Raw genomic sequence first — 24,339 nt, 5'->3', positions numbered from 1 at the left:
CCCCCGCCGCCTCGCCCGCGCTCCCGCCGCCGCCGCTCTTGCCGCCGCCTCGCCCGCGCCGCCGCCGCCGCCGCACCTGGCTGCTCCGCCCCCGCTGCAGCCGGCGTCACCCCGGCTTGCCCCGCCACCCCCGCCGCCACCCCCGCGCCGCCAGCGCAAGATGCCAAAAACCGCAAAGTAGTGGTATTTTCGCACAAGATCCCGTCACTTTTGTAAACGTATTCTTGCTATACTTGCAGCAGGAAGTCCAAAAATAACGGTATGAACAGGGGATTGACCATGATACAAAAAAGTGATGGTATGAACTACGCGCCTATCGGAAGTTTTCATTCCGTATGCGAGCCAGGTGAATTTGTATTCGCAGCTGCGGCTCTGGATCACGGGCATATTTATGGCATGTGCAATGGCTTGAAAGAAGCAGGCGCTGAATTAAAGTGGGTCTATGACCCGGATCCAGTCAAAGTGGACAAGTTTGTAAGCACATATCCAGAGGTGCGTGTCGCGGCTTCGCTAGAACAAATTTTGCAGGACCCGGAAGTGAAGCTTGTGGCTAGTGCAGCAATTCCGTCTGATCGCGGTCCGCTCGGGCTTCGCGTCATGTCCAGCGGGAAGGATTATTTCACAGATAAAGCGCCATTCACGACGCTGGAGCAGTTGGAAGCTGCCCGCACCATGTTCGCCCAAACGGGGCAGAAGTTCGCCGTTTATTATAGTGAACGGCTTCATGTCGAAAGCTCCATCTATGCAGGGCAGCTGATTGAACAAGGGGCAATCGGCCGCGTGCTGCAAGTTATCGGCTTGGGACCGCATCGGATCAGCTTATCCAGTCGACCGGATTGGTTTTTTGATCGGGAGCGATTTGGCGGTATTTTGTGCGATATCGGCAGTCATCAAATTGAGCAGTTTCTGTATTTTACAGGGGCAAAAGATGCTAAGGTGGTTCACAGCAAGGTTGCCAATTATCAATTTCCACAGCACCCGACTTTTGAGGATTTTGGCGATGCTACGCTGATAGCGGATAATGGCGCAACGGGGTATTTCCGTGTGGATTGGCTGACGCCGGATGGGCTGAGCACATGGGGGGATGGCCGCATGACCATTCTGGGCACCGAGGGTTACATCGAGCTTCGCAAATACGTGGATATCGCCAGAGACAAGACGAGCGACCATGTGTATCTGGTGAATAAAGACGGTGAGCAGCATTTTGCTGTGAATGGTCAAGTAGGTTTCCCATATTTTGGTCAGCTGATTCTGGATTGTCTTCAGCGGACTGAGCTTGCCATGACCCAGGAGCACACGTTCAAAGCAGCGGAATTGTGTTTAATTGCTCAGCGTGACGCGATTCACATTACGCAAGGCTAAACTCATGGAGAATTGGCTGCTAGCGACGTTGGTGCAGATTGCGAAATTGATGGGGCGTACTGCCCATGTGGCTTTTGAATATTTTGCAAAAATAGGATGTATTGCTAAGTCCGATAGCTTCACCGATTTGGGCGATCGACTGATCCGTCGCATTCAGCAGTTGGACCGCTTGCTGGATCCGGCGGGCAGTCACATAGTCAGAAATGCTGCTGCCCGTGCATTCCTTGAACAGATGGGATAGATGGTGCGGCGACAGATGAAGTTCGGTAGCCATATGTTCCAAGCGCAAGGGCTCGGTAAAGTGGCTTTCCAACCAATTCAGAATGCGTTCAGCTTGATGTTTCTGCCTTGTAAGCACCGTGTTGGACTGGATGTCACTGCGTTCCCAGATGGTTCTAAAAGCGCGAAAGTAAGCAATCAGGAATAAGGAAAACTCTTCCAGATAATCTTTCTTGGGCAGAGTGCGCAGCTTTTCCTCGAGACTAGGAAATAGGGATAATAACGGCTCGGGCTCGTCTATCTTGGATAGGCAGGGCGCGGGCAGTTTGCTTGTGTACATAATTTTGAAAAAGGCGTGCAGGCTGGGCCACTTTTCGAAATAAGGCTCGTAAAGCGATGGCTCATAATGCACGATGGATCGAGTGAAAGGCTGATCAGCATTCATCTGAATGTGGTGGAGTTGAAAGGGTTGGAAGATACAAAGCATGCCAGCGCTTACTTCGTAGCTTTTTTGATCGACAATGAGCGTGCCTTGGCCCTCATGTATATACAGCATTTCAACGCCTTGATGGGCATGAAACGTGCCTTGGTATTCAGAACTTCCAATCGTACTGCGGAGATAGGTGAAATAAAGCGGAATTTCATGGAGGCCGAGATTCTGGATGAAGGCCATAAGAGGCACACCTCGCTATGTAGGATGGAAATCGTGATTTGCGAGAAAAGCTCCCGATAAATCAGTGCATCTCTCGAATTGCGTGAGAGATCACATGATTTAGCAAGAGCTATTCCTGTTGGTGCTATTCAACGGCAACCTTTTGCATTTTGGCCGGGTTATTGATCTTGTAAGGTACGGGATGCTTGGATAATTTCTTGGCCACAATTTTGCATTCGAACGTGAGTGTATCGCCGATTTGCAGTTCCAGCTTCTTGAGCGTATTGCTGTGGCTGGACCACGCAGTCCCGATTTCAGTTGCGGGGTCTGTGATGGAAACCGCTTCATAGATGACGACTTCATCTTCCGTATCCGAGAAATTGTTAGGTACCGTTGTAAATTCGCTAACCGTAGCGATCATCTTTACCTTATCTTCAGGCAGTTCCAATTTTGGTGCTTTCTCTTTCTTGACTTTGCTCTTGGAAGCTGCAGGCTTGTCTGCTTTGGCCTTGGGAACATCCAGCTCCTTCTGAACATCCAGCTCCGCAGGAGCTTCAGAATCCGACACGTCATCTGTCGTAACGGCACTGATCTCTTGCAAAGCGTCACCTTCATCAGCGGCACCGGAATCCTCGGCGGCGGCAAGCCGCTGACTATAATTGGCAGCCTGCATTTCCTTGAGATAGGAAGGATGAATGCAGTGCAGCTGCTTGTTTTCGAATTCGATGACTGCCGTCATTTTATCTACGAAACCGATGATGTTGCAAGGAATGTTCTGGCCATTTCCCTTATAGAAAAAAGCTTTCGTTTTGGCTGCCTTCTCCGATAGCAAACCCCATTCTTTGCACTGATCCAACTGGTCAGACTCATCTTCGAAGGTCGTGTGCGACAGGGGTTCGATTGTAAAACTGTAATCCATCAGGTCTCCGCCTTTCTATGTCTGTGTGGTATCCGTGGTATCCGTCGACTCGCCCTCATCCGGTTCCAAGCGGAAATCATCGGTTTTCTCGCCGTCTTCCCAAATCTCTACGAATAGAGCGTCGCAATTCTCAAAGTCTTCCGGTTTAAAAGACAAGGCTTTCTCCTCGTCAGGTCCAACATAAACATTGTCCATTCCTTCGCCGTCGAAGGAGAGGATAACATATATTTTCATGCCTAATTGCCTCCAGTAATGTGATATGGACCATTATAACATAATCCGCGAGCTGATCGTATGCAGGAAAGGGAATGCGCCTCGCCCTTCAGATGGATGGGTTTAATTTCTTCTTCAAGTTCATATATATGAATACAAGCTGAATCTCCCCAAGGGAAAGGGCTGCCTGTTTATCGAGCGGTTGTGCGCAATGTGGAAGAGGAGGTTTCGAGGATGGCGATAGGGCTATTATGTGTAATCGGATGTCTCTCAGGTTTCCTGTTGTTTCGAAAAAATGTGCTCAAGGTGGAAGCGGATCTCATCTTGCATGCCGTCAAAGTGTCCGTCATTATCCCTGCTAGAAACGAAGCGGGCAATCTGCCTCATCTGCTTCATGCTTTGAAGATTCAAACGCTGGAGCCTTATGAGATTATTGTCGTAGATGATTTCTCAGAGGACGATACGCAGGAAGTAGCTGACAGCTACGGCGCCAAGGTCATTGCCAATACGAGTCTTCCCGATGGTTGGACGGGTAAGAATTGGGCTGTCTGGAATGGATATTTGCAAGCTACAGGCGATTATTTTGCTTTTCTTGATGCAGATATTAAGCTTGCGCCGCGTGCATTGGAGTCCTTGGTGAAGGTTAGGCACAAAGCCGGAGGCGTTATTTCCGTTGTTCCTTTTCACTTTACCGTGAAGTGGGTGGAACGACTTGCCCTGATCTTTAATTTTCTGGGCGTGTTCGCCTTCACGTCCCCATTTGAAAAGAATAATCCCCAAAAAGGGCTCTATGGCTCCTGCATATTGACCACGCGCGAAGACTACGAATCGATTCATGGACATGAAAGCATTAAATCGGAGATGTTGGATGATCTGAACTTGGGGGCTACGTTTCGGAGAGCGGGGATTGCTGTTACGAATTTTCTGGGGAGCGGTTTGGTCTCCTTTCGAATGTATCCGCAAGGCCTCAAAAGCCAGATTCAAGGCTTCGGCAAAGGGGCTGTATTAGGCACGTCTAAGCTAAGAGCGGGAACTGTTTTTCTCGTCGCGCTTTGGGTGATAGGGTTGCTTATTTCTGAATCCTTTTTTCTGTTTCTCCACACTTCCTGGTGGCTGCCGCTGTTCATAGGCTATTTGCTGTATATCGTTCAAATATTTTATTTTGTTAAGTATGTAGGTGTTTTTGGCGTTATCATGCCGATTCTGCATGTGTTATCGACATTATTCTTTATTTTTGTAATGCTGTATTCTATTTATCAAGTTGTATTCCTAGGGCATGTAGCGTGGAAAGGAAGGCAAGTCAAAGTAGGAAGCAGGCGATAACCATGACCCTTGTATGGACGGTGTTGGCCTTTGTTTGCGGCTCTTTGATGTTTTCTTATTGGCTTGGCAGATGGGCTCGTCATAATTTGAAGGCAGTAGGGGACGGGAATCCAGGGGCGCTTAACCTATGGAAAGCAGCAGGGTATAGATGGGGAATGGCAGGGATTATCCTTGATTTTCTAAAAGGGTATGTCCTTCTTTTCTTTTTAGTGAAGAGTGAAAATATGCAAGGTTACTCAATGATTCCGATTGCATTGGCCCCTATTGTGGGGCACGCTTTCTCGCCATTTCTGAAAGGGAGAGGGGGCAAAGCAATCGCCGTAACGTTCGGCGTGTGGAGCGCATTGAGCGGATTTGAGATTTCCATTGCCCTTGCTGTGATTCTAGCTATTCTCCTAGGTGGATTCATGTTGATCAATAAAGGAAAGCCCGCCTCCTCAGCGGCAGATGGCTTGCAGGTTGTGCTTGGCCTGCTCCTTGTCGGTTGTTATTTATTTATAAGGGGATTTGGCCATGCAATCATCTGGATTTGGCTTGGCAATGTGCTGTTGATGATGTACACCCATCGAAAGGAATTGCGCACCAGTTGGGAGAAGTTTTTAAACAAGTCCACGTAAGCTTGGAATTCAAAAAAAGGGTCATCCACCTGATTACATACTAGTCCCGACCATGGGAAAACCTAGCATAATCAGAGAGGAGTGACCCTTTTGTATGGACGATAGACTGCACTTAAAGGAAGAACGATGGAATGCGATCAGTCATGGCATCGGCATGGTGCTCAGCATATTCGGACTTGTGATGCTGCTTCAGCGATCCTCATTGTTCGAGGATTTGACCTACACGATTAGCAATCTGATCTATGGCGCATCGTATTGTTTGGTGTATTTGTCCTCGACGCTGCTCCACGCTTCTCGTTCACGCAAATGGGGAGAGCGGTTCGAGCGGTTGGATCATGCAGCCATTTTTATTGCGATTGCAGGGTCCTATACGCCGTTCTTGCTCATCACGCTGCCCGGTTGGATCGGCTACTCGTTACTGGGGCTAATCTGGGTGCTGGCCATCGGCGGCGTTCGCTATGTGAAGTTCATTATCCACCGGTTTCTGCCATGGGGACTCTGTTTCTACCTCATGATGGGAGCCTTCATGATATCCCTGATCGCTCCTTTGTACGAGCGGCTTCCTGCCGAGGCAGTGGTGTGGATCTTATTGGGTGTATCATCTTATCTTATAGGCTTAGTGTTCTTTCTGTGGCGCAAATTAAGGTATCATCATACGATCTGGCATCTGTTCGTCCTGAGTGGAAGCAGCTGCCACTTCATTGCGGTGTATGCCTATGTCATGCCATCGCTGCTATAAACTGGGGCCAATTCGATTGATGCTGAATTCTTGGTGACCGAGAATCTCCGATTTGGTTAGTTTCCCCTCTGCAACTTCACAAATTTCCTGCCAAATATGTTCACCTGCTTGTCCGAGGGGCAAAGTGCCAGCCAGCATATCACTGAATGGTTTCACCACCGGCGACATCAGGGGGACAGCAATCTTCGTCTAGCTTCGGAAGGCGGGTAATTTTTATATTTTTTATACAGCTTGGTAAAATAGTTCGGATTCCCGCAGCCGATGCGCTCAGCGATTTCCGTTACCGTAGCATCGGTTTCCCGCAGCAAGCGATCGGCTTCATGAATGCGCAGTCCGTTCACATAATCGACGAAAGTGCGTCCGGTCATTTTTTTGAACGTTTTGCAAAAATGGTAAGGATTTAAATTAACCATCTTCGCAGCCTGCTCGATTGAAAGCGGTTCAGCAATATGAGCTTCCAGATATTCGATCAGCGGTTTGAAGGATTCCGAATGGCGGGCAGGAACGGGTTTATCCGCAAACTTGTCGGGCAAGTACTGCCGCGACAACCGGGTGAAGAGAAGCTGAAAGTTATGTTTGATAACCAACTCGTAAGCGGGCCGCTTTTGCTCAAATTCAGCAGTAGACTCACGAATCAGCCTGCGAAATGGTTCGGCAAGCTCATCGGATGCAGGAAGCTTAGCCGGGAAATGAACACGGCCATCCAGATAGGGCAAGATGTACCGCTCGTAAGCAGGATCAGGCGGCAGTACCCGCAGCAGAGCAGCATTAAAGACGACAGCAACATATTCGAGATCCTCATCTGCGGTACTGTAGCCCACATGCAGAGCGCCGGAGGGAATGAATAGAAGATCCCCGGCGGCGACTTCATAGGGACGGCTATCGATATGAAAGACAGCTTGGCCGAATTGCATGTCAATAATTTCGAAATGCTCATGCCAATGGAGATAGAGAATGTTGGCGTCCTTATTCGCATTATCGGGGTGGTTGCGATAGAACCAGATCGGATAGCTGCTGCTCCATCCAGGCGTACGTTCCATTAAATCCGGTGGGTATGTCATTAGGGGCCTCACTTCCTCCAAAAACTAAATACGAGAAGCATTACACAAAATTAGATAGATAATTGGCGTATGAACCGAAAATAGTGCGTTTATTAAATGATCATAACTCAATATAGGAGTGATGGACAATGGGGAATACGAAGCTGGGATATTTCGGATTATGCCAAAGCTATCTTAGTTTTGTGCTACCTCTGATTAAGATCGTCTATTAATACTTGCCGGTGTCGCTCTTATAATAAGGGTATTGTTACTGCAATCATCCAACGCCAAGGAGGCCAGATTTACATGCAGCCAAATACACCATTATTATTGACAGATGAGCAAATGAGGACTTTTATTACAAACGGGTGTCTGTTGCTCAAAACTGATTTTTCACCTGAATTTCATCAACAACTATTGGAACAATTGAATACCGTATACACCGAGGAGGGTAACCCGGGTAATAACTTGCTGCCGCGCATCCGCGAAGTGCAAAAAATATTTGATCACCCGGTCGTAACTGGAGCACTAACGAGTGTGCTTGGCGAGAATTATATGATGCATGCTCACCGGCATGGACACTTTAACGCGTCGGCAACAGCCGGCGGCTGGCACAAGGACAGCTACTGGGGCTATGAGCGGATGCGGAATCACCATCCGAATTGGGCAATGATCATGTATTTCCCGCAGGATACGCCCGTGGAATTAGGACCAACCGGCATTCTGCCAGGGACTCAGAATTATGATTCCCGCAACTTCGAATCCAATGAACCGCAGGGTGAAGTGCTGGCGAATGGCGAGGCTGGGACCTTTGCGCTGATCCATTATGATATCTGGCATCGCTCAACGCCCAACCTTCTTGGCCAGCCCCGCTATATGTTGAAGTTTGAATTCATGCGCACAGAGATGCCGCAGGAGCCGAGTTGGGATAACCAAGAAACCGGATGGAAGAGACCGGCCAATCTATTGGCGCCGATTGCGGAGAATGACCTGATGTGGGAAGAAACGTGGAATTGGCTTTCTGGGAAAATAGGCAGTTTGGCGGGAACCGCTTCAGCTGATCCGGAACAGATCAAGGCGCTGGCGGGCCAATTGGATGGCTTTGAACCTGCAGCTATCAATGCCTCTTATGATCTGGCGAGGCGTGGTCCTCAAGGTGTTGAAGCCTTGTTGGAAGGATTGTACAGCGAACAGAAACAAGTTTCTCGCGTTGCAGCTTATGGTTTATCCGCTGCTGGCGAAGAAGCTGTAGACGGCTTGATCGAAGCATTGAATCATAAGGATGAAGCTGTTGTTGTACGCGCGGTATTTGCACTAGGTGAACTGAGCAGATTAGCTTCGAGAGCGGTGCCTGCGCTGCTGCAACTGCTTAGCCATCCGGCAGATGCGATCCGCATCGCGGTCGTTGATGCGCTTGGGTATATGACGAGTCCAATCGATGAGATTGTCGCTGGGTTGGCGAATGCCCTGCAGGATGTGAATACGCAAGTTCGCTTCATGGCTAGCTTATCTTTATCACGATTGGGGGCGTCGGCGGAAGCCGCAGTACCGCAATTGGCCGCAGCGCTAGAGGATGAGAATCGGTATGTGCGTGCTCATGCCGCAGAATCCCTGAATTATATCGGCTCCGAGCGGGCTAAAAATACGCTGATCAAATTTCTGTTGAATTCCCGTTGGTGCTCGACAACGAACAAAGCTAACGCTTTTTATCCGTAAGACATACAAATGAAAGGCCTGTGTCTCTGAAAGTTCCGTCCGCGGAACTTTCAGAGCACAGGCCTTTTTGTAGGGGATTTTCACTTAATGAGCAGAGAAATCAGCGGGTATCTTAGGTTTCAGCTCGCGAAAAGCTGTCGGTTTGAAGCCGGTCTGCTCACGGAACATGCGCGAGAAATAGGATAGTTCCATCCCCAGCATATCGGCGATTTGCGATACATTAAGCTCGGTAGTAGTGAGATAGTCCTTCGCCTTCTCTGAGCGCAAATGATTCATATATTGAATCGGAGAATACCCGGTAAATTGCTTGAAAGCATTGATAAAATAGTTAGGATGATAATGCGCGATACGAGATAAGGTATCTACCGATACGTTCTCTGCGATGTGCTGTTCCATGTATTGAAGCACACTGTTCATTTTCTCAAAAGTAGGCGTTGAGGCTATGTTGAGCTTAACAACTTCACTTTGCTCGATATACGCTGCGATGAATTCCAGGAGTATCGCATTGATTCGGAATTCAGATGTTAATTCGTCACTTTTGGCATAGGCAATGAGCTGATCGAACTGGAGTTGAAACGCCTCCGGATCCTTGAGCGGGATGAAGGGGGAAGTCTGCAAAATTTGAAACAAATCCAAATCTCCGATTTTCGCTGTGAAATGACACCAGTATTTGCCAAACGTATCCTCGCTGATGGTCCCATAAGCTTGATCGCTGCCAGCAGGGAGAAGATACAATTCTCCTGGCTTAGGATAATACGTTTGATCCCCGATACGGACGTAGCCTTCCCCTTCACGAATACAATAAAGCCGATTAAAGGGGCACACGGCATTCTCGTCTTTCCAGGAAACGGGGACCTTGGTATAGGCAGCATAAGACATATCCAATCTGGCCTTCGCAATATATTTCTTCCAAAAGGTGCGCTGACTTTCATTCATATCGGATCGCATGAACTCAGATTCCTTTCACGAATAGTCGACAGATGCCCGAGATGAATTGCTCCTTGGTATAGCCCAACACTTCTCTGTGATACAAATATTGTTCGGGCATGAGGGAGCCTAGGATGGTATTTACTGTTAAGGTAACGTCAATCTGTTCGATTTCACCTTGATTCACGGCAAGCTCAACTAATGGGGCAAGCAGATTGTGCAAACGAACATAAATCGGTTTTTTATGCAAATAGAACCTTTCCTTATCCGTGTAAATCAGGTTGATGGCAGAGAGCAAAGAAGCTTTATCATCGATAAAATCAATAATCATGATGATCGCTTCGGACATTTGACTTAAGGCAGTACCTTCCGGAGTTGTATCCGCGATCTTCGCTTCCAGAGACGCGATAAATTGCGAGGTGGTTGAACGCAGCAAATCACTGCATACCTCACCAATATGCGCATATCTGCGGTACAGTGTCCCTTGTCCAACGCCTGCTTCTTTGGCGATCTGATGCATGGTGACGGTGTCAATCTCATGGGTTCTGAACAAGTTGCGAGCTGTCGTCAGAATGCGTCTGCGGTACTCTGAATCTTTCTCCTCGCGACGACCACAGCTAAGTTTAGCTTCAACATCAAGTGCATACAAGGAATCTTGGGGTTCATCTATATGTTTCATCTGCGTACGCCTCCTGAACAGCAATCCGATTACAAAATAATCATTTGACAAAACGGACAATTGTCCGTATTATTGGGTTGCGGACAATTGTCCGTTACCATTGTAACACAAAAAGAGAGAGATTGTCGAAGGAGGAACCATACGTGAGTCAAACATCAGCATCCGGTGATCAAGCGCCGGAATTTAAGATTAGCAGTATTTTGGTACCGCTGATCGCTATTATTACAGGTATTTTCATGGTTATTCTGGATTCAACGGCTATGAATGTGGCCTTGTCGAAGTTGGTCGTTGATTTTAAAACCGACTTGCCGACGATACAATGGACAGTAACAGGCTATATGCTGGCTACTGCTGCGGTCATTCCGTTAGCTGGATGGTTATCCGATCGATTTGGGGCGAAGAATGTTTTTCTGACATCCGTCCTCCTGTTCACGATCGCATCCGTGTTATGCGCGACCCCCAATAGTGCAGAATGGCTTATTATTTTCCGTATCTTGCAAGGTTTGGGCGGCGGATTCGTTATGCCTGTAGCCATGGCGTATGTATTCCGGCTTAGCCCTCCGAATAAAATCGGTCAGGTCATGGGGATGCTGGGCGTTCCTATATTGTTAGCTCCCGCGATTGGACCTATTCTCGCAGGTTGGTTGGTCGAATATCATTCCTGGCACTGGATTTTCCTGATTAATCTTCCTGTTGGTATTTTCAGTTTTATATTTGGCTTGTGGAAGCTGCCTAAAGTGGCTCGTAAACAAATTGCAGGCTTTGATTTACCTGGTATGATTCTTGGGCCGATTGCTTTCGCAGCCTTATCCTATGGGATTACGCAAGGCGCAGAAAGCTGGTCCTCCGGCAAAACGCTTGGCGGAATAATCATTGGTGCTGTCGCTTTAATTGCTTTCATCATCGTTGAATTGAAAGCCAAGGTACCTTTGCTCGAGCTGCGTGTGTTCAAATCCATTGACTTTTCTTTTGGCATTTTCGTGCAATGGGTGCTGCAGTTCTGTCTTTTTGGCGCGATCTTCCTACTGCCGCAATTCTTGCAGCAGGCCCGCGGCTACGGAGCTTTTGACACTGGAATGACATTATTCCCGCAAGCGATAGCCTCTGCTGTTATGATGCCGATTGGTGGTTATTTGTTTGATAAAATCGGGGTGCGTTGGCTAGTTGTCGTCGGATTAAGCTTAGTTTCCGGAGCGATCTTCCAATATTCCCATGTCGACTTAACGACAGAAGGCTCTGATCTGATTCTTCCGCTCATTATGGCGGGTTCGGGTATGGGACTGATGATGATGCCGCTTAACTCCCATTTAATCAAGAAAGCTCCATCTGACTTGGTAAGCCGGGTAACCTCCCTGACCAGTGCGATGCAGCAGGTTATTAACTCCTTCGCTGTGGCGACGCTGGTAACGATCCTTTCGTCTCGTGTGAGTTCAACGATTGCCGCGCAGAAGATCCCTGTTAACGGACCGGCGGACATGCAAAAAGCGATGCTCGCTGTTGCGCCCGAAGCATTTGGACACACGTTCCGTGTGATGCTGTTTATTGCGATCGCAGGTGTATTCTTGGGCTTGTTCTTGCGTCGAGGCAAGGAGCAGCCATCAAGCGCAGTGAAAACAGAAGTCGCGCTAGAGGGATTGCACTAAATGAAAAAGAGGGTGTCCTGTCATGAAAATGACTAGGGACACCCTCTCATTTTTTGTAAACAAAAAGAAACCGTTCTTTGCTAAAATGGAGGTACCCCCCCACCCACTTACGAAAGGAACGGTTTCTTTGTACATTGCGATGAGATGAGAACAAGGTAGCTGTGAACGTACTTATGTGTTCGAATTGCTGCTGGTTTGGAGGTATAAACAAGCTATTTGGCAGAATGAGATCCTCTAGCTTAGCTATCGCGCGGAGATAAGGGAACGTCAAGCCGCGATTGTAGGAAAATGTGTCTTGATAGGGATCCAGAGGGAACTACAGTGCGCTATAATTCTGAAAACCGCCATATTCCACGCCAGAGGGAACTACGATCCGCTATGTCACCATTTCCCGGTTGGAATCGGCAGTTTCCGCTTAAATAGCGGATCTCAGTTCCCTTTCAGGCTACGGTTACCCCATTTCCGGCCATTTAGCGGATCATAGTTCCTTTTCACACGACGCTCTCTGTCATTGCAAAGCCCAAAGGGAACTAGGATCGGCTAGATTGCTGAAAACCGCTATGAAGACGCTAATCTCTTTGGGAGGAAAAGCGGCTTTTCTTACGGGCGCGCCTAATACGCTAGGCACAACTAATTAGCTATTTCGCGCCTCAGCCCATCTGGCTGTAGACAGATAAGAGCCTCCAGAGGCTCTTAATCCGCTGAAACGACTACTTTCGGCGCCGATAGAAGCCTCCAAAGGCTCTTGTTCACTCAAGAAGCTAGCTATTCCTCGCCTCAGCCACAGATAAGAGCCTCTGAAGGCTCTTAATCCGCGGAAACAACTACTTTCGGCGCCGATAGAAGCCTCCAAAGGCTCTTATTCACTCAACAAGCTAGTTATATCCGTACCTTAGCCCAGCTATGTCGCAGACAGATAAGAGCACCCAGAGGCTCTTAATCCGCTGCAAACTGCCACTTTCCGCGCCTCAGCCCACTACTACCAAGTCTTGCGAAGCGAGAACAAGTCGCGAAGCTCATCGTTCGACAATTCCGTGATCCAGCCTTCGGAGGTGGAGATGACATTCTCGCTGAGGCTCATCTTGTTCTCGAGCATCTCGTCGATTCGTTCCTCCAATGTGCCTAGAGAGATGAACTTATGCACAAGCACGTTGCGCGTTTGGCCCATGCGATAGGCGCGGTCGGTGGCCTGGTTCTCCACCGCGGGGTTCCACCAGCGATCGAAGTGGAACACGTGATTCGCCGCGGTCAAGTTCAACCCGACGCCGCCGGCTTTCAGGGACAGAACGAAGATCCCAGGGCCGTTGGCGCCGCCTGCTTGGAACGTGTCAATCATCCTGTCACGTTCTGTCTTGGACGTGCTGCCGTTCAAGTAAAGAACAGGCTCGTTCCGCTCTGCGTGCAAAACATCAGCAAGTATACGTCCCATGCCGACGTACTGCGTGAAGATCAGGCAAGACTCGCCTTCATCCCTAAGCTCACCGACCATGGCTACGATCCGCTCCAGCTTCGCGGATCGCGTAACGAAAGCTTCGCGCTGGCTTTCATCATGCAGCGCATCCTCGGAGAGCATCGCTTCCTTCGTCAGCAGCAGCGGATGGTTGCAGAGCTGTTTGAGCTGCGTTAACGCTGCGAGGATGGCGCCTTTGCGCTCCATGCCCTCGAGCTTCTGCATCCGCTCAAGCAGACTCTTGACCGCCTGCTCATACAGCGCGCCTTGTTCGGCGGTCAAATTCATGTAGACCTTCATTTCCTGCTTGTCCGGCAAATCAAGCTGGATCGCAGGATCTTTCTTTTTGCGGCGCAGCATAAAAGGTTTCACGAGCTTCTGGAGCTGAACCGTGCGCTCCTCATCCTGATGCTTCTCAATCGGGTTGGCGAAGCGGTGTTGAAATCCGCGCTGGTTGCCCAGATAACCGGGATTGAGGAAATCATAGATGGACCAAAGCTCTGATAATCGATTCTCAATCGGTGTTCCTGTCAAGGCGATGCGGTGCTTGGCCTCAATGGCTCGGACAGCCGCGGATTGTTTGTTTTGGGCATTTTTAATATTCTGGGCTTCGTCCAAGCAAAGGGAACTCCATACGGTTTCTTGCAATGTTTCTTGGTCCATTAATGCGGTCGTGTAAGAGGTGAGGACGATATCCGCCTCTTTCAATTGGGCATGCAGCGCATCTCCGCTTAGTCGTCCTTTGCCATAATGCAGCACAACCTTGATTTCCGGCGCAAAACGGGCCAGCTCTTTCTGCCAGTTGCCAAGCACGGAGGTAGGGCAGATGAGCAGAGCAGGAGAAGAAGACTCCGCTTGATGATGCAGCAAGTAAGTGATGAATTGGACCGTTTTCCCAAGTCCCATATCATCAGCTAGACAAGCGCCCAAGCCAAATTTGCGCAGGAAGCTCAGCCAAGTGAAGCCTTCGAGCTGGTAATGACGCAGCTGCGCGCGCAGTCCCGTCGGAACTTCTAATAAGGTTAGTTCGGAAGGCTGACCAAGCTGGCGCAGCAGGGCAAGCAGATGTGCGTTCAATTCAACTTCCAACTGAATGCGCGCATCCTGCTCTTTTTCTTCTTCTTCGGTGAGGCCTGCGTTTGGCTGCTTTGCGCCATTCTCAGCTTCATTGAGCAGATGCAGTTGGAAAATATCCTGCAAGGACAAACCCTCATCTGGATTGACACTCGCCATCAGCCTGCGGATTTGCTCCAGCAGCGCGGGGTCCAAATAAACCCATTGTCCGCGAAATCGGATGAGGCGTTCGTTGCGGCTTAGAAGTGCTGCGAACTCAGCTTCGCTAAGGTCTGAATCACCGATCGCTATGCGCCAATCGAAGTTGACCAAGGCATTGAGACCAAACAGCGATTGACCTTTGCCGCCGCCGCCAACATCGGAAGTGACTTTGGCGCGCAAACGCGGCTTCCGCTTCGAGGCAGCTTCCCACCAGGCTGGCAGCATGACGTGCCAGCCATCTTCAAGGAGGTGGCGGCTGTCTGTGGTCAGAAATTCCCATGCCGCTTCATCGCTCAGCGGTTCAGCCAACAGCTCATCCCCATGGCTCAAATTAGGCAAAGCTTCTTGCAATCTTGCTGTCCAGCCAGGGGAGCGATCTTGAATGGACGAACCCCAATTGCCAGGCCATGTGCCTGTGGCTTGTCCATCTGTGAATAGGCGGATTGGCGTTACTATCGCGCCTTCCGTTTTATCCTGCAAGACGAGACGAAGACGCCATTCGTCGTTCTCCTCATCAGGTTCCAGCAATTGAAGGGCTGGTCGGAAGGGCGTTGTATCCGGCTTCCAGCCGAGTGATTGCAGCCATTCATCTTCTGTATAGGCATTGGCGGAAGCATTAGTGGACTTACGTCCGTGAAACAACGCCGGATATTCACGCCTAAGATCTGCAAGCGCAGCTTCATCGGGATAGTGCTCAGCCGTTACGACGGCGGAGAATGCGGCCTGCAAGCCCGATTTCACTTGATTGAATTCAGCGCGACCATAGTGTGATTCCCAATCAAGTTCTTGAAGTTCTGAGGCTTCAAGGTCCCAGGTCCACAGCAGTGTTCCTTCACGGTAAGCTTGGTAACTTGGCACATAGTGGCCTTGCTGGGCGGCTTGATGAAGCAGATGGGCAGTTTCTAGCAGCCCTTTTGCGCAGCCATTGCCGCCTTCCCACCTTAGAACATCCATAAAACTGGGATCAGCGAAGAATGGAAGAACCATCTCTACGGGAAGGATAACGACAGTGACATCGCCTGCTGGCTTCACTTCCAATAATGTTCCATAGTAGGAGGGCTCATGCCAGGTGAAGAGCAGCTTGCGCAAGGTTTCACCCGATAGATCACGTCCATCTTGAAATCCCCATAGCAACGCATCGCCGGTTTCGGCTAAGGTCACATGGATCGTCATATCATGCAGTTTAGTGATCATTCTAGAAGCTTTCCTTTCCTGAGCTCCTCTTGCAGAGCCCGCAAACGGCTGTGACGTTCTACGAACCCTGAGAAGTAGGTGTCCCAACGCTCGGTTTTTTTCATTTTTTTGTATACTTTTTCCAGACGCTTCAGCAGTCGGGTCGCAGCTTTGTAATCGCGCCGGTTTTTCAAACTCACATAATGATCCACCGCTTGATGGAAATAGGGCAGCAGCAGCGAAGGGTTAGCCTTTTCGATCGGCTGAAGCACACTGACACGGTGGTGAAAGGGATCGTGGCCAAATAGCATTTGCATCTCTAGCCAAGGCTTCCATTTCTCTTGCTCATACAGCATTTGTTCAATGACGCGCAAGGACTGCGGCAGGAAATCCTCGAAAATGCGCCACATTTGTTCCTCGGATTCTGGAACGTGCGCAAGGGCTGTTTTCCACATATTTGCATAGATTTCAAGCTCTCTGGTTCGTCTCGTATTGAAAAAAGAGCTGGATTTATGCAGCCAATCCACAAGTAGTTCCCAGTTCTGAGTTTCAGTAAGCATCGTTAGGAAAGTGATAAATAAATTAGCTGGAGCAGCTTGGAAACCTGGACTTTCTTCTAGCGCTTTCCAGGCCATATCGCCTTCGGCCATCCGTAAAAGCAGATAAGCTTTGGCTGCGGCAAGTGAAGGAGTCGGCTGTTCATCCAACCATTTATTCAACTCTGCGATCTCTGCAGGAAGGAGAGAGGCAGCTTCAGGGCCAGGGAGAATCCAGTGTTGCCAGAATGTCATATAGATGCCAAAATCATGATACTTCTGACCGGCATCTTCGGCCATCTGTTCTCTGCAGTATGCTGACGTCTGTTCCAGCAGGGCGCTGTTTTCCAACGAACCGACGACGTCTCTCTGGTTTTTTAGCCAAATTTGCAGATCCTCGGCGATACGGTAGATTGTTGAGGACGAATAGTGAATAGGACCAGCTTGCAGCTGCAGTTCCTTTATTTTGCGCAAAATAAACAAGGATTGATGGAGTTCCCAGTAGGGGTATTCCCGATCTGTAAAAGGAACAGAAGCTTTGGTTATCGACGCCAAGCTTTTTCGTAAATTTTCCGCATAGATGCTCTGATCAAAGGACGGTTTGATAGATGACGTGTATTGATTCAGCCAGCGATGCCAGCCCGTGACATCCATGGTGGGCAATTGCTGCTTGGCAGCGTCCAAGTCGGAGCTAGCAGCAGCCCGTTTGAGATACTGTTTGGCGCTCAGAATTTGCGATGCGAGGTAGCCCTGGCGGTCAGCCAGCTCCATCAACACGGCAGCTAGATGTTTGCAAGCATGCTGAACGGGGCATGTGCATTGGCTCAAACTCAGCTTGTCCAGGTACACAGAAACCTGATAGGTATCCGCTTCCTCAACTCGGGCTTGAACGGTGTTTCCTTCAGATAACGTAAGCTGTTTTACCTGTTCCTGTTTAAAATGGGTAAAACCACGACTCAATGTAACTTCATTATAGGTGGCGGCTACATACTCGATTAGCTTCAACCACTGGCTGTCATTTAAAAGGGGAGTAGCACTCATTTAGAAGCTCCTTGCCAAAATAGTGATGAATGAACGGAACTAACAATCCTTTAAGTATAAAGAGTGATCAGGAGATTGTAAATTTGATCAATTCCAATGATGTATATACCAGAATTTAGAGGGGATAATGAAGGCATGTCAAACTGCTTTAGGGGAATCCATCATGTTTGCTCGTTGGCTGCGTTCGAAGAAGCATATAGAACCGCAAACTGTTCAAAAGGCACCATCGACTTCTACGCCGATATCACCTAATCTGAAAGCGAATATCGACTATATTGAACAAATCGTTGGCTACAGCTCGGATATCATTATTCGTGAAAGTATGTTTAACGCGATTGGCAGACCCATGGCGATTGTTTATACAGATGGTCTGGTTGATGTGACGATTATCAATGATTTTATCATGAGATCGTTGATGTCGGAATCGATTCTTGCAGATCCTGAAGATGATCCGCTAACGATCATGGAATCTTTTACACTTGCTATTGGCGAAATCAATCAAATCTCTGATATGGAACGGGTGCTCAACCATGTGTTGTCCGGCGATTCTGTTATCTTCGTTGAAGGCTCGGCGATTGCCCTAGCGGCCAATACCAAGGGTTGGAAGGACAGAGGCGTCTCGGAAACCAGTGTGGAAACCGTGATTCGCGGCCCGCGGGAAGCTTTTTCAGAATCCATCAGAACGAATTCAGCGCTGATCCGAAGGAAAATAAAAGATCCGAATCTATGGCTAGAAACATTTCGGATCGGCAACGTAACGAAGACGGATATGATCCTCATTTACATAAAAGGCGTTGCCCGCGAGTCCTTGATAGCTGAGGTGCGGAGACGATTGAACAGCATTCAGATTGATGGTGTTTTCGAAAGCAGCAATATTGAGGAAATTATACAGGATCAGCAAATAACCGTATTTCCTACCTTATACAACTCTGAGCGGCCTGATGTGATCGCGATGGAGCTGATGCAGGGGAAGATTGCGATTCTAGTGGATGGAACGCCCTTCGTATTAATTGCGCCAGCCTTGTTCGAAACCTTCCTGAAAGCATCCGAAGATTATTATCACCGAGTCGATATAAGCACATTGATCCGCATGCTGAGGTATGCGGGCTTTCTTATCGCCTTATTGGCGCCATCCCTATATGTTGCGATTACAACGTATCATCAAGAAATGATTCCGACATCGCTGTTGATCAGCTTGAGCGCCCAGCGAGAAGGGACACCGTTCCCGGCTTTTATCGAAGCCTTGATGATGGAGGTCACGTTCGAAGTATTGCGGGAAGCGGCGCTCCGTATGCCGCGGAGCATCGGTTCGGCACTGTCGTTCGTGGGCACCTTGGTCATTGGTCAAGCCGCGGTCGAAGCCGGAATCATTTCCGCCGCGATGGTCATAGTTGTCTCGATAACGGCGATATGCAGTTTCGTATTTCCCTCTTATGACTTATCCAATGCCATTCGCATTCTTCGTTTCCCGATGATGGCATTGGCGGCCTCCTTTGGATTGGTAGGTATTTTCGTCGGTCTGCTCGTTCTCGTCATGCATTTAAACAGCTTGCAATCCTTCGGCGTACCTTATCTGAGCCCGTTTGCCCCACTGGAATTGGATCGGCAAAGAGACGCGATGTTTCGACTGCCTTTCCAAAGAACCTTTTCACGCATTAGCCAAATAAGCAAGAAGAATGAGGAAGCCAAACGCAAGCCGCAATAGCGTAAAAAAGTGAATTTCCTCGAGGTGGGTGTGATTAATCGACTATTACTGGTTATATGTCTACTCGCTACTCTGCTAATGACAAGCGGCTGCTGGAGCCGCAAAGAATTGAATGCCATATCCATTGCGCAGGGAATCGGCATTGACATAGAAGACAATCAGTATGTCTTAACCGTTCAGATCGTAAATCCAGGCGATTTTTCTAAAAAACAAGATAGCACCAACACATCGATTGTTGTTTATTCCGCCAAAGGGACTACCTTGAATGAAGCTGTTCGTCGTTTGACGGCTTCAATCGCTAGGAAAATATTTTTTGCCCATATCCGGATTGTGGTCATCTCGGAGCATGTGGCGAAGCAAGGAATTGCCAAGCCGCTTGATTTTCTGATGCGGGGCAATGAAATTCGTTCGGATTTCAATGTGGTCATTGCCAGGGAAAGCTCAGCGAAAGAAGTGTTAAGCATCCTTACCCCGTTGGAAAAAATTCCGGCTAACTACATCTATAATGCGCTTGAGGTGGCGAATAAGGAATGGTCGCACGTCGCATCCATTAAGCTGGACGAAGTCGTCAACAATATACTGGGCGAAGGGATGGATCCTGTGCTCAGCGGGATTCGGATTGTGGGGGACAAAGCAAAAGGGAAAGAAGTAGCAAATTTGCGGCTAGCGTCACCGCTAGTGAAGTTCGAGCATGCGGGAATCGGCATGTTTAAGAAGGACAAGCTGCTGGGCTGGTTGGATGAAAACGAAGCAAGGGGCTTTTCACTGATTACGGATCGTGTTCAACGTACTTCAATTCATATTCCTTGTCAGGAAGGCGGCAATATAGGGATTGATATTTCGAATGTCCACACGCATATTCGCAGTAAGATCATCAACAATAAACCGGAAATTTGGGTGAAAAGCATGGTGAAGGGAAGCATTTCAAGTGTTGAATGTCAGATTGATCTAACCAGAATGGAAACGATTAACATGGTGAACGATAAAGTGTCCACGGTAGAAAAATCGCTTATGGAGAAAGCCATTCAGAAAGCTAAAAGCTTAGGAACCGATGTGTTTGGCTTTGGCACAGCTGTACACCGCACTGATCCCAACTATTGGAAGCAACACAAGAATGACTGGGATGAGACATTCAACCAACTGCCGATCCATATCCAAATCGATACGAATATTAACAGCACAGGCACGATCGGTAAATCTCCTGTAAATCGTGTAGAGGAGTAGGAAAGAGATGGTGCTGGGAATCTGTCTACTCGCGATTTCGATCTTTTTCGCTAGTATTGAAGTTCCGAAACTACGTAGTAAAGGGTCCAAGGGAAATGCAGCTGTTTACCTTGTTCTTCTAGGCTTAGGGAACCTCTTGGTTATGCTAAGGGTATTGGGGCAACCGATTCCTAATCCAGGAGATTGGATGGTTCTGATTATGCAGCCGATCACGAAGCTGCTGCTTTCGATGGGTCTCATTAAAGCGTGAAGAACGGAGGTGCTGATAATGAATGAGATGCTTTCCGCGAGGCAAATGATGATTCTTGTCCTTCTCTTCATGGTCGGAACAACCATTCTGGTCGTCCCATCTGCCTTAGCCAATGAAGCCAAGCAGAATGCTTGGCTTCTCCAAGTGATTGGGACAGGGAGCGGTATGTTTTTCTTATGGTTGTATATGCTCATATTCAAGAGGAATTCGGAGAAAAGCTTGTATCAAATGAATGAACAGTTCTTTGGCCGCTGGATGGGCAAAGGGATCAGCATGATCATTATTTGCACACTGCTGATTACTTGCGCTCAAGTTTTATATTACATAGGCAGCTTTATTACGACGCAAATTATGCCGGATACCCCGCTTCAAGCTATTCATGTTTTGTTTATTATCGCTGTTATGATCGGCGTTAATTTTGGCATTGCCAACTTAGCCCGTACGGCGGAAATTTTTTTCCCATGGATTATCCTGTTGTTTGTCGTCTTTATTTTGTTAATTATCCCAGAGATTAAACCGGGCCAATTGCTACCAATAAATGAATTGAAGGGGATGTCGTTGATACGCGGCGCCTTGCAGGTGGTGGACTACTCATACTTGCCCTTATTTATCACTTTTGCCGCTTTTAATTCAGTGGTGGTGTGGAAGCCCCAAATAGGAAAAGCTTATGTCTACGGAGGCTTGCTCAGCGGCCTGATGCTGATGATCCTCGTTGTGGTAAGTACGACTGTACTGGGCCCGGCAAACACAGAAACGCAAATATATCCAACCTATGTGCTGGCAAGGAAGATTAGTGTCGGAAATTTTTTGCAGCGTATCGAGGTTATTGTCGCGTTTCTATGGTTTATTTTTGTTTATTTTAAGCTTACCCTGTATTTCTATGCGATGATTGTAGGATTCGGGCAAGTGTTTCACCTGCCCAATCAAGGGAAGGTACTTATTTTTCCATTAGGCATGATTGTGACCGTTCTTTCGCTTGTCGTCTACCCGAACTTTGTTTACGAAAGTAAGTGGGACTCTTCGACATGGACCGCAGAGGCTTTGATTCTGGGACTGGTATATCCGTTGATCCTGTTAATGATGAGCATATGGAAAAATAAAAAGGGCGCTTGACTTTTTATTCTGTAACAAATATAATTACAGTATAAAGTTACTTACAAATAAGAAGTGGCGGTGATGATGATGAGCGTTAAAATCAGTGATTGGGTTATGGCAACGACCAATGAGGATGAATTGATTCACGGTTTTGTTCAATCGATGGATAGTCGGCATGGGGTGGCTCGCATCTATGTCATCGCATCCGATCATGATTCTGCGATTGGCAAAGTGATGGAAGTCGCTCAGCAGGATATGAAGAAATTGCCTGTAGCGACATTTGATATAGAAGATCAAGTAAAGAGCTTAATTGATATTGCTTTGACAACACGGGATGAACTGTGGTTTATGGAGCTTACAGACACGTTGTTCACCCTTCAACAGAACGGTTCGAATCGTAGTGAACGTGAATTTATGCCAACGGGTTACACGAACCGTTTGGGTGTTGACCAGTTTTGATCTTTATGAGAAAAAGCCAATTCCGTTGACTTGTCCGCAAGGAGGTCATCTGGATTGGCTTTTTTAATGCTAGCCGCAGGCTAGGTTTGACTTATTATTGTGTAGGCGTTTGAATAGGGATGGTCTTCGCCTTAGCCATCTCGGCGGCAAAAAGCGTCTGCAGCTCATCAATTTTCCTTGGATCGGTAAGGGTCATTTTATCTGTAAAATAATGCTCCATCAATAGCTCCCAGGTAGGTACTACCTTCTGCGAGGTGATAGCTTTGATCGCCGTCTTCACAAGCCGGCGCTCTTTGGCATTGGCATACACGTCAATGTACTGCTGCTTGCGGTCGAAGTCTAGGTGGCCATAAATCGCCCGAAATACTTCCGCGGTCATCCGCGCATCGTCCAAGGCTCGGTGTGCCGAACCTTCGGCTTCAATATTCAGGTCAAGCAATGCGCCTTCAACGCTCACATCATTGTTCACATTCTTGTAGCGGATGTATCCCTTCAGAAGATCAAAATAATTCGCTGCCATCCAGTAAGCATCATCCAGCTTATGCATGCGTGTATCGAATACAATGCGTTTCAAATCCTCGCCGCCCCAAGTGATAAGGAGCAGTTGTTCACTGCGGTTTAACCAAGCAATAAAATCCCCGATGACTTTGCGGAAACCGTCCGCTTGATCGATTTCTTCTTGCGGGATGCCGGTTTTTTTCTTAATAAAGCTGTTTAGTTTGGAGAAATATACCGGTTTGATCAAGAAAGAAAACTCATCCACTGCTTCTAAGGAAGCATTCAGCCTTACGGCACCAATCTCGATTACTTCCATCGGTAAGTCACTTGCAAATTTGCGGCCGTTAAATTCGATATCCAGAATAATGTAGTCCATGTTGTTTGCCCCCGTTCGATCTCTGTGCTTTCCATTTTAACAGAAAAAACTTAGGATACCATCTTCCTTTTTCCATAAATGGCGCTGAGAATAAGGCTAAACAGCAGGCCGATAAAGGACATCCCTGAAATCCATAGGTATAAAGGCTTTCCGCCAAAGCTTTCATAGAACCATCCGCCGATATACGAGGCGACGATTCCGGATACGCCGAAGAAGAGCAAAGCCAGGACGGTCTGTCCTGTGGCACGCCATTCCTCAGGCACAATTCGGTACAGATATTGAATTGCTGCCGAATAGAAGATGGGGAAAGTGAAGGTTTGAAATAGCTGCAAATAAACGAGCACATGCGGGTCTGTTACCCAGGCGGACAAGAAGAAGCGGATAAAGTAAAAGACAGCCGAGAAGGCGATGATCGCCAATTCTTTGCCTTTGCGAAGCCACCAGAAGCTTAGGGCAAATACGAGAATTTCGCTGCCCGCGGCAAGAAACCAGGCTAAGCCGACTAAATCCGGGCTGCCGCCTAATTTGCGAATATAGACACCCAGAAACGTATCGTTGATACGCTGAGGGACTGCAATAATGAAGATCAACACTAAGAACCAAATGGTCTCTTTATTGCTTAGGAATTTTTTCAAGCTGCTTAGAGTGATCGGTTTGCCAGTTACAGGCGCATCAGGCAGGGAAAAACAGATGAGGACGCTGATGATACCAAATGCAGCGAATAAAAGAGCCAAGCTATTGAGGCCTAGATATTGGATCGTGTAGCCCACAGCCAGCGACATGACGGCATAGCCGACAGCGCCAAAAGTCCGGATGGAGCCATAGCTAACACCGTTGGCTTCAGCCGTTTGGAAATTAAGACTCTCCGTCAAAGGATCAAGCGGCATGAGGAAGAAGTACATCAACATCGTAAAAATAAGCAGAACTAGAAAGCTATTGGAAGCATACAGCAGATAACCAATGATCGTGGAGCAGCCTAAGAGGAGCAGCATAATTTTCTTAATGGTTTTGGTTCGATCGCTGATCATGCCCCATAGAGGCTGTGAGAATATCGTGATGATACCGCCTGTTCCGATAATCAAGCCAATCTTCGTTGCAGGCAGACCCTGCGCATCCAGATAAACAGGAAGAAATGAAATGAACATGGCGAGTAAGGCAAAATACAAAAAGTTGAAAGTACGCAATCGATTTGAAAAATTCATGAATGA

General features: G+C 48.1%; 21 protein-coding genes and 1 pseudogene. 11 read left to right on the top strand and 11 right to left on the bottom strand.

Going from position 1 to position 24,339, the window contains the following annotated elements; translation table 11 throughout:
* The first annotated feature begins 282 nt into the window (after positions 1 to 282).
* A complete protein-coding gene (locus tag IEY34_RS02415; protein WP_189007088.1) occupies positions 283 to 1,362 on the top strand; it encodes a Gfo/Idh/MocA family protein in 1,080 nt (359 codons plus the stop codon).
* A 19-nt stretch (positions 1,363 to 1,381) separates the two neighbouring features.
* Here IEY34_RS02415 and IEY34_RS02410 read toward each other — a convergent pair whose 3' ends face one another.
* From IEY34_RS02410 to IEY34_RS02400, 3 genes are all read right to left on the bottom strand, one after another.
* Complete coding sequence (locus IEY34_RS02410; protein ID WP_189006988.1) at positions 1,382 to 2,254, bottom strand: AraC family transcriptional regulator; 873 nt, start codon at positions 2,252 to 2,254, stop codon at positions 1,382 to 1,384.
* A gap of 124 nt (positions 2,255 to 2,378) precedes the next feature.
* On the bottom strand, positions 2,379 to 3,152 hold the full coding sequence (locus IEY34_RS02405; RefSeq protein ID WP_189006985.1) for a hypothetical protein: 774 nt from the start codon (positions 3,150 to 3,152) through the stop codon (positions 2,379 to 2,381).
* Between the two features lie 15 nt (positions 3,153 to 3,167).
* Positions 3,168 to 3,386, bottom strand: a complete 219-nt coding sequence (locus tag IEY34_RS02400) for a hypothetical protein (protein ID WP_189006982.1) — start codon at positions 3,384 to 3,386, stop codon at positions 3,168 to 3,170.
* Between the two features lie 213 nt (positions 3,387 to 3,599).
* On the opposite strand from IEY34_RS02400, the gene IEY34_RS02395 reads away from it, so the two are divergent.
* From IEY34_RS02395 to trhA, 3 genes are all read left to right on the top strand, one after another.
* On the top strand, positions 3,600 to 4,688 hold the full coding sequence (locus IEY34_RS02395; RefSeq protein ID WP_189006980.1) for a glycosyltransferase family 2 protein: 1,089 nt from the start codon (positions 3,600 to 3,602) through the stop codon (positions 4,686 to 4,688).
* A gap of 2 nt (positions 4,689 to 4,690) precedes the next feature.
* The gene (locus tag IEY34_RS02390; protein ID WP_189006978.1) at positions 4,691 to 5,305 is read left to right on the top strand and encodes a glycerol-3-phosphate acyltransferase; all 615 of its coding nucleotides are present in this window, start codon (positions 4,691 to 4,693) and stop codon (positions 5,303 to 5,305) included.
* Between the two features lie 94 nt (positions 5,306 to 5,399).
* On the top strand, positions 5,400 to 6,044 hold the full coding sequence (gene trhA, locus IEY34_RS02385; protein WP_189006976.1) for a PAQR family membrane homeostasis protein TrhA: 645 nt from the start codon (positions 5,400 to 5,402) through the stop codon (positions 6,042 to 6,044).
* Here trhA and IEY34_RS02380 read toward each other — a convergent pair.
* Positions 6,039 to 6,188: pseudogene (locus IEY34_RS02380) on the bottom strand (UxaA family hydrolase); the annotation flags it as partial. The gene trhA and the pseudogene IEY34_RS02380 sit on opposite strands and share 6 nt — an antisense overlap.
* A gap of 23 nt (positions 6,189 to 6,211) precedes the next feature.
* Positions 6,212 to 7,105 (bottom strand): helix-turn-helix transcriptional regulator, encoded by an 894-nt coding sequence (locus IEY34_RS02375; RefSeq protein ID WP_189006972.1) that lies wholly within the window; start codon positions 7,103 to 7,105, stop codon positions 6,212 to 6,214.
* 285 nt (positions 7,106 to 7,390) lie between these two features.
* Here IEY34_RS02375 and IEY34_RS02370 point away from each other — a divergent pair, with 285 nt between their 5' ends.
* The gene (locus IEY34_RS02370; protein WP_189006970.1) at positions 7,391 to 8,800 is read left to right on the top strand and encodes a HEAT repeat domain-containing protein; all 1,410 of its coding nucleotides are present in this window, start codon (positions 7,391 to 7,393) and stop codon (positions 8,798 to 8,800) included.
* Positions 8,801 to 8,884: 84 nt separating this feature from the next.
* Here IEY34_RS02370 and IEY34_RS02365 read toward each other — a convergent pair whose 3' ends face one another.
* Together IEY34_RS02365 and IEY34_RS02360 are read right to left on the bottom strand one after the other, a co-directional pair.
* Positions 8,885 to 9,748, bottom strand: a complete 864-nt coding sequence (locus tag IEY34_RS02365) for an AraC family transcriptional regulator (protein WP_189006967.1) — start codon at positions 9,746 to 9,748, stop codon at positions 8,885 to 8,887.
* A 4-nt stretch (positions 9,749 to 9,752) separates the two neighbouring features.
* The gene (locus IEY34_RS02360; protein ID WP_189006964.1) at positions 9,753 to 10,406 is read right to left on the bottom strand and encodes a TetR/AcrR family transcriptional regulator; all 654 of its coding nucleotides are present in this window, start codon (positions 10,404 to 10,406) and stop codon (positions 9,753 to 9,755) included.
* A 143-nt stretch (positions 10,407 to 10,549) separates the two neighbouring features.
* Between IEY34_RS02360 and IEY34_RS02355 the strand changes: the two genes are divergently transcribed.
* Entirely contained in the window at positions 10,550 to 12,049 is a 1,500-nt protein-coding gene (locus IEY34_RS02355; protein ID WP_229757421.1) for an MDR family MFS transporter, read from the top strand.
* A gap of 979 nt (positions 12,050 to 13,028) precedes the next feature.
* Here the strand turns inward: IEY34_RS02355 and IEY34_RS02350 are convergent.
* Both IEY34_RS02350 and IEY34_RS02345 read right to left on the bottom strand, forming a co-directional pair.
* Positions 13,029 to 15,968 carry a DEAD/DEAH box helicase gene (locus IEY34_RS02350; RefSeq protein WP_189006961.1) on the bottom strand — a complete coding sequence of 980 codons (2,940 nt, stop codon included), beginning with the start codon at positions 15,966 to 15,968 and terminating at the stop codon, positions 13,029 to 13,031.
* Positions 15,965 to 17,524, bottom strand: a complete 1,560-nt coding sequence (locus IEY34_RS02345) for an SWIM zinc finger family protein (protein ID WP_189006958.1) — start codon at positions 17,522 to 17,524, stop codon at positions 15,965 to 15,967. Before IEY34_RS02345 ends, IEY34_RS02350 begins: the two co-directional genes overlap by 4 nt.
* A gap of 163 nt (positions 17,525 to 17,687) precedes the next feature.
* Between IEY34_RS02345 and IEY34_RS02340 the strand changes: the two genes are divergently transcribed.
* From IEY34_RS02340 to IEY34_RS02320, 5 genes are all read left to right on the top strand, one after another.
* On the top strand, positions 17,688 to 19,229 hold the full coding sequence (locus IEY34_RS02340) for a spore germination protein (RefSeq protein WP_189006955.1): 1,542 nt from the start codon (positions 17,688 to 17,690) through the stop codon (positions 19,227 to 19,229).
* 30 nt (positions 19,230 to 19,259) lie between these two features.
* Positions 19,260 to 20,453, top strand: coding sequence for a Ger(x)C family spore germination protein (locus tag IEY34_RS02335; RefSeq protein WP_189006952.1), 1,194 nt, complete (start codon positions 19,260 to 19,262; stop codon positions 20,451 to 20,453).
* A gap of 7 nt (positions 20,454 to 20,460) precedes the next feature.
* Entirely contained in the window at positions 20,461 to 20,703 is a 243-nt protein-coding gene (locus IEY34_RS02330; RefSeq protein ID WP_189006949.1) for a hypothetical protein, read from the top strand.
* A gap of 18 nt (positions 20,704 to 20,721) precedes the next feature.
* On the top strand, positions 20,722 to 21,816 hold the full coding sequence (locus IEY34_RS02325; protein ID WP_189006946.1) for a GerAB/ArcD/ProY family transporter: 1,095 nt from the start codon (positions 20,722 to 20,724) through the stop codon (positions 21,814 to 21,816).
* A 63-nt stretch (positions 21,817 to 21,879) separates the two neighbouring features.
* Entirely contained in the window at positions 21,880 to 22,257 is a 378-nt protein-coding gene (locus tag IEY34_RS02320) for a hypothetical protein (RefSeq protein ID WP_189006943.1), read from the top strand.
* A 94-nt stretch (positions 22,258 to 22,351) separates the two neighbouring features.
* On the opposite strand, the gene IEY34_RS02315 is transcribed toward IEY34_RS02320, so the two are convergent.
* Both IEY34_RS02315 and IEY34_RS02310 read right to left on the bottom strand, forming a co-directional pair.
* Complete coding sequence (locus tag IEY34_RS02315; protein WP_189006940.1) at positions 22,352 to 23,131, bottom strand: 3'-5' exonuclease; 780 nt, start codon at positions 23,129 to 23,131, stop codon at positions 22,352 to 22,354.
* Positions 23,132 to 23,181: 50 nt separating this feature from the next.
* Positions 23,182 to 24,333, bottom strand: coding sequence for an MFS transporter (locus IEY34_RS02310; RefSeq protein WP_189006938.1), 1,152 nt, complete (start codon positions 24,331 to 24,333; stop codon positions 23,182 to 23,184).
* Between the last annotated feature and the right edge of the window lie 6 nt (positions 24,334 to 24,339).

This window comes from Paenibacillus marchantiophytorum (assembly GCF_014640555.1).
GTDB lineage: Bacteria > Bacillota > Bacilli > Paenibacillales > NBRC-103111 > Paenibacillus_E > Paenibacillus_E marchantiophytorum.
The sequence above is the reverse complement of the archived record's forward strand: the minus strand, read 5'-3'. Positions and strand labels throughout refer to the sequence as shown.